The organism is Finegoldia sp. (assembly GCF_046991905.1).
Lineage (GTDB): Bacteria > Bacillota > Clostridia > Tissierellales > Peptoniphilaceae > Finegoldia.
Map to the genome: position 1 here is coordinate 5,119 of NZ_JBKWZF010000069.1, position 1,627 is coordinate 6,745.

At 27.2% G+C, this 1,627-nt stretch carries 2 protein-coding genes; both read right to left on the reverse strand.

All coding sequences use genetic code 11. The features are described from left to right. Positions 1-17 precede the first annotated feature (17 nt). Positions 18-656 (reverse strand): sensor histidine kinase, encoded by a 639-nt coding sequence (locus ACLUJM_RS12145; protein ID WP_412412917.1) that lies wholly within the window; start codon positions 654-656, stop codon positions 18-20. Between the two features lie 3 nt (positions 657-659). Further along, entirely contained in the window at positions 660-1,352 is a 693-nt protein-coding gene (locus ACLUJM_RS12150) for a response regulator transcription factor (protein WP_412412918.1), read from the reverse strand. Positions 1,353-1,627: the final 275 nt, after the last annotated feature.

The window sequence follows — 1,627 nt, forward strand, 5'->3', positions numbered from 1 at the left end:
TGTATAGCTTAGAAGCTTTACTGTGACTTATTGCATTTTGTAGTACTCTCATACTTATCTCTATCAACTTTTATAAAAATTGGTCTTTCAGGCATATCTATTTCAAAATTAATATTATTTTCTTCTAGTATAGGAATCCAATCTCTTAAAATACGCCTAGTTAATTCATTTATTTCTACGTTTTCTATTAATAACTCAATTTCACTTGATTGTAATTTAAACCATTCAAAAAGTATATCTATATATTCTTTCAAATCATAAGCTTTAGACCTAGCAATTTGAAAATACTCTTCTCCTTCTTTTCCATTTACAACTCCTTTATCAATAGCATCTAAGTAACCTATCAAAGTAGTAAGTGGTGTTCTTAAATCATGTGAGAGACTAGTCATTAATTCTTTATTTGTCTCACTATCTATCTTTAAATCTGATATTTCTTTTTCTAACTTGTACACTATAGCATTAATTTTATAAACAATATCAGACGTTATTTCATCACTAGAGGCAAGTATATTATGACCTACTTCACCTGAAAGCATATCTGTTAAAATGAAATCCATATTTTTTATTTGTATTTTTACTTTTTTATTTTTATTGTACTGAATTATATTAAAAACTATGGAGATAAAAAATAAAACTATTAATAGTTTATTAATCACACTTTAAACCTCCCCATTGAAACGATATCCTACACCTTTAACTGTTTGAATATAAACCGGTAAACTTGTATCTTTTTCTATCTTTTTTCTTATTCGGCTTATTATTGCCATAATGTTGCTATCATCATAGATATAATCCTCGTCCCATACTTCTTCATAAATCATTTGCTTAGTAAGTATTTTTCCTTGATTTCTTATTAGATAAATTAGAACATCATATTCCTTAGGCGGCAATTCAAAGGTACCTAATTCTGTTTTTACTGTTCGATTATTTGTATCTATTTCTAAACCTTTAAAAGACAATACTGACTTACCTTTTGTTCCATCGTAGAAATGTACATATCTTCTTAGCAAAGAACCAACTCGAGCAATCAACTCATCCATTTCAAAAGGCTTAGTAAGGTAATCATCTGCTCCTGATTTTAGTCCAATAACTTTTGATTTAGTATTATTTTTTGCTGTTAACATTAGTATTGGAACATCACTTGTTTCCCTGATTTTTTCTAATGTTTCAAAACCATCTATCCCAGGCATCATTATATCTAATATTATAGTTTGATAATCAAATTTCTTTAATTTATTTAAGGCAGAAGTTCCTGAGTGGCAATAGTCTGCATCTATCCCCTCATGAATCAAACTTTGTTTTATAAGATTACATAACTCTTTATCATCGTCTACAATCAAAGTTTTAAACATTTTACAGCACCTTTCGTTTTTTATAGTCTATTCATAGATTATTATATCATTTCTTCTTCAAACTTTTAAAATAATCATAATAAATTTCATTTACACATTGATATCAATTTCAATCCCAGACTTGAATATTACCTTTAATTTCTACTCGTAAACAACTATCTTCTCTATAAGTTTTCTTAATAAATCTTCATCGTATCTTTCTATTTTTAATTCTTGATTCTCTAAAAACTCTTCTAATTCTATTAGTCTACTTTGTACATTTTTCTCTTCTGCAA